This is a genomic window from Stenotrophomonas sp. STEN054 (assembly GCF_056854535.1).
The window spans coordinates 46,453-53,735 of sequence record NZ_JBXFWG010000029.1; the positions used below are offsets into that span (position 1 = coordinate 46,453).

A 7,283-nucleotide genomic window follows, 5' to 3' on the forward strand; every position below is an offset into this window, starting at 1 on the left:
CCGGATCGTTCCGGTCTGAATCGGTATTCCGGTGCTACAAAACAAAACCGCGGCGCATCGCTGCGCCGCGGGGGATTCTTTGCTTAGCGACGCAGGCCAAGCTTTTCGATCAGGGCCTTGTAACGCTCGACGTCCTTCTTCTTCAGGTAGTCGAGCAGGCTGCGACGGCGGTTGACCATCTGCAGCAGGCCGCGACGGCTGTGGTGGTCCTTCTTGTGGGTCTTGAAGTGGCCGGTCAGCAGTTCGATGCGGGCGGTCAGCAGGGCAACCTGGACTTCCGGGGAGCCGGTGTCAGCCGAGCTGCGCTTGTTGTCTTCAATGACCTTCTGGGTGTCGATCGACATTTTTTTTTCTCAGTGATGCGTGGCCGGCAGGAACGCGCGTCGCGCACCGCCAGGCTCGCCGTGGACTACGAGGATGAAACCCGCGCGAGGCAGGTTGCCGGAAAACGGCCGCGAAATTGTAACGGCCAGGGGCTCCGGGAACAAGGACCGGGGCTGAACCGCCCTGCCCCGGTCAGAGGTTGAACCGGCGCTGCGGGGCCAGCAGGCCACTGTCGTCGACCTGGCCCAGGCCCTGGACAGCATCGTCCGGACCGTACACGGCCACCAGGCCGCGCGGCCAGGTGGCGTCGCGCTGGCGCTGGCCGACACAGAAGCGCTGCACCTGTTCAGCGTCGAGGTCGACCCGCGGGTACTCGGCCAGGCCGGCAGCCAGTGGCAGCAGCAGCGCCTCCATGCCCGCCTCGTCGCCGGCCTGGACCATCGCCCGCAGCTGGTCCAGGGTGACCATGGCCGGGGCGTGGAACGGCTCGACCCACAGCCGGCGCAGCGCGCTGATGTGGGCGCCACAGCCCAGCGCCTCGCCGAGGTCACGGGCCAGGCTGCGGATGTAGGTGCCCGAACCGCAGGTCACCCGCAGCCGCAGGCGCTCGGCCTGCTGCTCGAGCACCTCGATGGCATGCACCTGCACCTCGCGCTCGGGCGCCTCGATGACGTCGCCGCGGCGAGCCTTCACATACAGCGGCTCGCCGCCCTGCTTCAGCGCCGAATAGATCGGGGCGCGCTGCAGGATGCTGCCGGTCAGCGGCGCCAGTGCGGCCTGCAGGGCCTCGGCGCTGATCGCCGGGACCGGGCGCTGCAGCAGCACCTGGCCTTCGGAATCATCGGTATCGGTGGTCTGGCCGAGCTGGATCTCGGCGTCATAGGCCTTGGCCGAGCCCAGCAGCAGGCCGGCGATCTTTGTCGCCTCGCCGAAGCACAGCGGCAGCAGGCCGGTGGCCAGCGGGTCGAGGCTGCCTGTGTGGCCGCCCTTTTCGGCACGGAACAGGCGGCGGGCCACCTGCAGGGCGGCGTTGGAGCTCATGCCGGTCGACTTGTCGAGCAGCAGGATGCCATCCAGGCGGCGGAACTGAATTCGCGTCATGACAAATACGGGTAGCGCCGGGCCATGCCCGGCGAGCGCGAAGCGCGGCCAGTGTCCGGCCTCGCACGGTCAGAATGGAAAACGCCGGGCATCACCCGGCGCAAGCTTATTCTTCGTCGCTCTCGCGACGCTTCTCTGCGGCCAGCGTATCGGGCAGGTCGCGCAGGAGATTGTCGATGTGCTCACCACGGTCGACCGAGTCGTCGTAGTGGAAATGCAGCTCCGGCACATGGCGCAGCTTCATCGCGCGGGCCAGGTCCATGCGCAGGCGGTAGCCCAGCTCCTTCAGGCCGGCCACGGCTTCGGCCGAACGTTCCGGCATCAGCGCGGTGACGAACACCTTGGCATGGGCCATGTCGCGGGTGATTTCCACGTCGGACACGCTCACCGAGGGCAACCCGTGCTCGCGCACGGCGTTGTGCACCAGGGTGCCGAGTTCACGGCGCAGCTGGGCGGAGACACGGTCGGTTCGATGGAAAGTCTTGGGCACGAGGAGCTCTTGGTTCAGTTGTCGCCCGACCAACGGTCGGGCGCTACATCTACATGGTACCCGACCATTGGCCGGGTTCTACATCACGGTAGGGCCCGACCGTTGGTCGGGCCACCTTGCAGCATTACAGGGTGCGCGGCACTTCGATACGCTCGAAGCACTCGATCTGGTCACCCGGCTTGACGTCGTTGTAGGCCTTCACCGCGATACCACATTCGGTACCGTTGCGGACTTCCTCGACGTTTTCCTTGAAGCGACGCAGCGATTCCAGCTCGCCCTCGAAGATCACCACGCTGTCGCGCAGCACGCGGATCGGCTTGTTGCGCTTGACCACGCCCTCGATGACCATCGAGCCGGCAACCGCGCCCAGCTTGGAGCTGCGGAAGACGTCGCGGACCTCGGCAATACCGATGATCTCTTCGCGGATCTCCACGCCCAGCAGGCCGGATGCCACCTGCTTCACCTGGTCGATCACGTCATAGATGATCGAGAAGTAACGCAGGTCCACGCCGTTGGATTCGATGATGCGACGGGCCGAAGCGTCCGCACGCACGTTGAAGCCGATGACGGTGGCCTTCGAAGCGGCAGCCGAATTGGCGTCCGATTCGGTGATGCCGCCCACGCCGGAGTGGATCACGTTGATGCGGATGTCTTCGTTGGACAGCGCGACCAGTGCCTGGCTCAGCGCCTGCACCGAACCCTGCACGTCGGCCTTGATGACCAGGTTGAGGACCTGCTGGCCCTCGCCCTTGCCCAGGGTCGCCATGATGTCTTCCATGCGGCTGCCAGCGGTGGCGACCAGGCGCGATTCACGGCGCTTGGTCTCACGCTGCTGGGCAACGTCCTTGGCCAGGCGCTCGTCCTCGACGACCACGAAGTCGTCACCGGCTTCCGGCACGCCGGACAGGCCCAGGACCTGCACCGGGATGGACGGGCCGGCGAACTCCGGCTGCTTGCCGGTTTCGTCGAACAGCGCACGCACGCGGCCGTACTGGATGCCGCACACGAGGTAATCGCCCTTCTTCAGGCGGCCCTGCTGCACCAGCACGGTGGCGACCGGGCCACGGCCCTTGTCCAGCGAGGATTCGATGACCACGCCTGCAGCGCGGCCGTCGTCAACGGCCTTCAGTTCCAGCAGTTCCGCCTGGACCGAGACGGCGTCCAGCAGGTCGTCGATGCCCAGGCCGGTCTTGGCCGAGATCTCCACCATCTGGATGTCACCGCCGAAGTCTTCGGCCACGACCTGCTCGGAGAGCAGCTCGTTCTTGACCCGCATCGGGTCGGCGCCGGACTTGTCGATCTTGTTGATGGCCACGATCAGCGGCACACCTGCCGAACGGGCGTGCTGGATCGCTTCCTTGGTCTGCGGCATGACGCCGTCGTCGGCGGCAACCACCAGCACCACGATGTCGGTCAGCTTGGCACCGCGGGCACGCATCGAGGTGAACGCGGCGTGGCCCGGGGTATCCAGGAAGCTGATGACGCCCTTCGGCGTATCAACGTGGTACGCACCGATGTGCTGGGTGATGCCACCGGCTTCGCCGTGAGCGACCTTGGTGCGGCGGATGTAATCCAGCAGCGAGGTCTTGCCGTGGTCGACGTGGCCCATGATGGTGACAACCGGCGGACGCTGCACGGCTTCGCCCTGGTTTTCACCGGTCGAGGCCAGCAGTGCGTCTTCGGCGTCGTTGTCATTGGCGCGGATCGCCTTGTGGCCGAGTTCTTCGGTCACCAGCGCGGCGGTGTCGTGGTCGATGGACTGGGTGATGGTGGCCATCACGCCCATCTTGAACAGCGCCTTCACCACCTCGCCGCCCTTCAGCGCGAGCTTCTGCGCCAGGTCGGCCACGGTGATGGTTTCGCCGATCGCCACTTCACGCACGACCGGTGCGGTCGGACGCTCGAAGGCGTGCGGACCCGCGTTGTTGCCACCACGCGACATGTCGCGACGGCCGCCACTCTGGTTGCGACCACCCGGACGACCGCGGTTGTTGCTGTTGTTGCTGTTGCCACGACGCGCACGGTCGGCAGCCGACAGGTGCATCTGGCCGGCGAAACGATCGCCCGGGCCACGCTCGCTGCGCGGCGCGCTGCGGTTGTTGCGGTCGTCGCTGCGGGGCGGTGCCGGCGGTGCACCACGCGGTGCGGCCGGAGCGGCAGCCGGGGTACGCGGCGGGCGCGGCGCGGTTTCGTCGATCGGAGCGCGCTTGGGCTTGGTGGCAGCCAGGGCCTCGGCGGCCTTGGCGGCAACCGCAGCTTCCTCGGCAGCCTTCTTCTCGGCCTCGGCGCGTTCCTTGGCGGCAACCTCTTCCTCACGGGCACGGACGATGGCCTCGTCGCGCAGACGATCCTTCTCGGCCAGGGCCTGCTGTTCGGCGAGGTTGCGGGCGCGCGACTCTTCCAGCTTGCGCAGGATGTCGGCACGCTCTTCGTCCGGCGTCATGGCACGCGCACCATCCTTGACGTAGGTACGCTTCTGGCGCACCTCGACATTCACGGTCGTCTTGCTACGACCGGAATTGACCGTCACTTCTTGCTGTTTCCGGCGGTTGAGCGTGATCTTCTTTGCAGACTGATCCGTCTCTTCCGGGGCCTGCTCGGGCTTGCCGTGCGAGCGACGAAGGAAGCCCAGGAGCTTCACCTTTTCAGTGCTGGTCACGACCTGGTCGGGACCGCTGAACTTCATGCCGGCACCGGCCAGCTGTTCCAGCAGTTTCTCGACCGGCGTGTTGACCAGTTCGGCAAGCTTGCGGATGGTGGTTTGCTGCGACATTCGGATCCTATGATCTTGTGGGCGCCCCCCCGCAGATGGAGGTGGCGCGGATTCTACGCCCTGATCGGCTCAGGGCCCTGTTCATTGCCGGCTCATTCGCCGCGTTCCAGTCGGGCGATCTCCTCGGCACGCGCGGCCAGGATCAGCGCCGCGGCGCGCTCCTGGTCCAGCCCTTCGATGCCGAAGTCCATGACCTCGTCGGCGGCCAGGTCGGAAAGCTCCTCGCTGGTGCGCACGCCGTGGCCGGCCAGCGCGTAAGCGGTGGCTTCGTCCATGCCCTCAAGGGACAGCAGGTCCTGCGCCGGCTGGCCGTCTTCAAGGCCTTCCTCGACTGCCAGGGCCTCATTGAGCAGCGCATCGCGGGCACGAGCGCGCAGCTCTTCGACGATGTCCTCGTCGAAACCTTCCACGGCCAGCAGTTCGCCAACCGGGACATAAGCAATTTCTTCCACCGTGCCGAAGCCTTCGCTGACCAGGATGCCGGCGATTTCCTCGTCCACTTCCAGCTTGTCCATGAACAGCTGGCGGGCCGACGACTGCTCGGCTTCCGACTTGGCGGTGACCTGGTCCTGGGTCATCACGTTCAGCTGCCAACCGGTCAGGCGGCTGGCCAGGCGCACGTTCTGCCCGCCCTTGCCGATGGCCTGGGCCAGGCGGTCTTCGGCCACGGCCAGATCCATCGAGTGCTTGTCTTCATCAACGATGATCGACTGCACTTCGGCCGGTGCCATCGCGTTGATGACGAAGTTGGCCGGGCTGTCGTTCCACAGCACGATGTCCACACGCTCGCCATTGAGCTCGTTGGACACGGCCTGCACGCGCGAACCGCGCATGCCGATGCAGGCACCGATCGGATCGGTACGGGTATCGTGGGCCAGCACGGCGATCTTGGCGCGGTCGCCCGGATCGCGGGCACAGGCCTTGATTTCCACCAGCCCCTGGCCGACTTCCGGCACTTCGAGCTTGAACAGCTCGATCATGAATTCCGGGGCGGCGCGGCTGATGAACAGCTGCGGGCCACGCGGTTCCGAACGCACTTCGGCCAGATAGCCGCGTACGCGGTCACCGGCGCGCAGCACGTCGCGCGGGATGCCCTTGTCCTTCGGGATGAAACCTTCGGCGTTGCCGCCCAGGTCCACGTAGATGTTGCCGCGCTCGGCGCGCTTGACCACACCGGTGATCAGCTCACCAACGCGGTCCTTCCACGCATCGACGACCTGCTGGCGCTCGGCTTCGCGCACGCGCTGCACGATGACCTGCTTGGCGGCCTGGGCGGCGATGCGGCCGAAATCGGGGTTTTCGATCTGTTCTTCGATGTAGTCGCCGACGTCCACGCCTTCGGCTTCGTCGACGGCGTCCATCAGGCGGATCTGGCGGTCCGGCGATTCCATGACCACGTCATCGGCCACCACTTCCCAGCGGCGGTAGGTTTCGTAGCTGCCATCCTTGTGGTCGATGACCACGCGGGTCAGCACTTCCTCGTCGGCATAGCGCTTCTTCGCTGCGGACGCCAGGGCGGCCTCGATCGCATCGAAGATCACTTCACGCGGCACGCCCTTCTCGTTGGCGACCGCGTCCACTACCAGCAACAGTTCCTTGCTCATTGGCTCACTCCGCGCGCGGCTTCTTTGCCGCCGGCTCGTTGGAAGAAGAATTCTTGTCCGGCTTCGGACGCTTCGGCGCCGGGCCGGTCGGCTTGCTCGGGGCCAGGCCCAGGGCAACCCAGTCCGGCATGATCCGGGCCTTGTCGATGTTGTCCGCCGACACGACCACTTCGGTCTTGTCGACGATGAAGGTGATGGTGTCCGCAGCCTCGTCGGTCGCTCCGATGCGGCCCTGCAGGCGACGACGGTTGTCCTGCGGCAGCTTCAGCGTGACCTTGGCCATTTCGCCCAGGTGACGGCCGAACTGCTCCAGGTTGAACAGCGGACGGTCGACGCCCGGCGAAGACACTTCCAGCGTGTAGTTGCCGCTGATCGGGTCTTCGACGTCCATCTGCGCTGACACTTCGCGGCTGACGCGCTCGCAGTCGTCCACGTTGATGATGCGCTCGGGCTGTTCAGCCAGCGGCACGTCGATGTAAAGGCGCAGGGTCGCACCGCCGGGGGCCGGCAGATACTCAACGCCCAGCAGCTCCAGGCCCAGCGACACAACGGTCGGGCCGAGCAGATTCGCGATGTCGGTTGCCTTGTCGCTCACAGCCTGCCTTGATCTCTTGGTTGGGTGCCGGCCACGGCCGGCGGGGAAAACATGACGCCCCGGAAACGACAAAGGGCCCGCTGGGCCCCTTTTTCCGGAAAGACTCCGGTGACTGGATTCCGGTTGCAACGCGCTGCGTAAGCGTGTTGCGAGCCCTCCTTCCGGACCGGGTCTCCCGTGGGGAGGCCGCCTTCAGGGGTACTGCCTAGGCCGCTGATGATAGCGGCTGCACCTCGCTGGTGCAAGGCTTGGGCCGCCTTGCAACCGGCCGCTGCGCTCGCCGGGGCGGGGCCCCCGGGGCCCGGGCCCCCCCCCCCCCCGGGCGCCGGGGGGCCGGCCCGGCGGGGCGCCCCCCGCCCCACCAAAACAAAACAAAACAAAGAGACGCGCCGAGGC

6 protein-coding genes are annotated in these 7,283 nt (G+C 66.5%); all 6 read right to left on the reverse strand.

From position 1 onward, the window contains the following. Positions 1 to 83 precede the first annotated feature (83 nt). The 6 genes from rpsO to rimP all read right to left on the reverse strand — a co-directional run bounded on the left by rpsO (position 84) and on the right by rimP (position 6,887). Complete coding sequence (gene rpsO, locus AC1VXD_RS12790) at positions 84 to 344, reverse strand: 30S ribosomal protein S15 (RefSeq protein ID WP_005410445.1); 261 nt, start codon at positions 342 to 344, stop codon at positions 84 to 86. Between the two features lie 172 nt (positions 345 to 516). Beyond that, on the reverse strand, positions 517 to 1,425 hold the full coding sequence (truB, locus tag AC1VXD_RS12795; protein WP_482992351.1) for a tRNA pseudouridine(55) synthase TruB: 909 nt from the start codon (positions 1,423 to 1,425) through the stop codon (positions 517 to 519). Positions 1,426 to 1,531: 106 nt separating this feature from the next. After that, entirely contained in the window at positions 1,532 to 1,915 is a 384-nt protein-coding gene (gene rbfA, locus AC1VXD_RS12800) for a 30S ribosome-binding factor RbfA (protein ID WP_019660575.1), read from the reverse strand. A 124-nt stretch (positions 1,916 to 2,039) separates the two neighbouring features. Then, a complete protein-coding gene (infB, locus tag AC1VXD_RS12805) occupies positions 2,040 to 4,688 on the reverse strand; it encodes a translation initiation factor IF-2 (protein WP_482992352.1) in 2,649 nt (882 codons plus the stop codon). Positions 4,689 to 4,780: 92 nt separating this feature from the next. Beyond that, on the reverse strand, positions 4,781 to 6,292 hold the full coding sequence (gene nusA / locus AC1VXD_RS12810) for a transcription termination factor NusA (protein ID WP_108769448.1): 1,512 nt from the start codon (positions 6,290 to 6,292) through the stop codon (positions 4,781 to 4,783). A gap of 4 nt (positions 6,293 to 6,296) precedes the next feature. Next, on the reverse strand, positions 6,297 to 6,887 hold the full coding sequence (rimP, locus tag AC1VXD_RS12815) for a ribosome maturation factor RimP (protein WP_482992353.1): 591 nt from the start codon (positions 6,885 to 6,887) through the stop codon (positions 6,297 to 6,299). Positions 6,888 to 7,283: the final 396 nt, after the last annotated feature.

Excerpts from the sequence above, each read along its gene's own strand:
- rpsO (WP_005410445.1), bottom strand. The coding sequence starts at position 344 with ATGTCGATCGACACCCAGAAGGTCATTGAAGACAACAAGCGCAGCTCG.
- truB (WP_482992351.1), bottom strand. The coding sequence starts at position 1,425 with ATGACGCGAATTCAGTTCCGCCGCCTGGATGGCATCCTGCTGCTCGAC.
- infB (WP_482992352.1), bottom strand. The coding sequence starts at position 4,688 with ATGTCGCAGCAAACCACCATCCGCAAGCTTGCCGAACTGGTCAACACG.
- nusA (WP_108769448.1), bottom strand. The coding sequence starts at position 6,292 with ATGAGCAAGGAACTGTTGCTGGTAGTGGACGCGGTCGCCAACGAGAAG.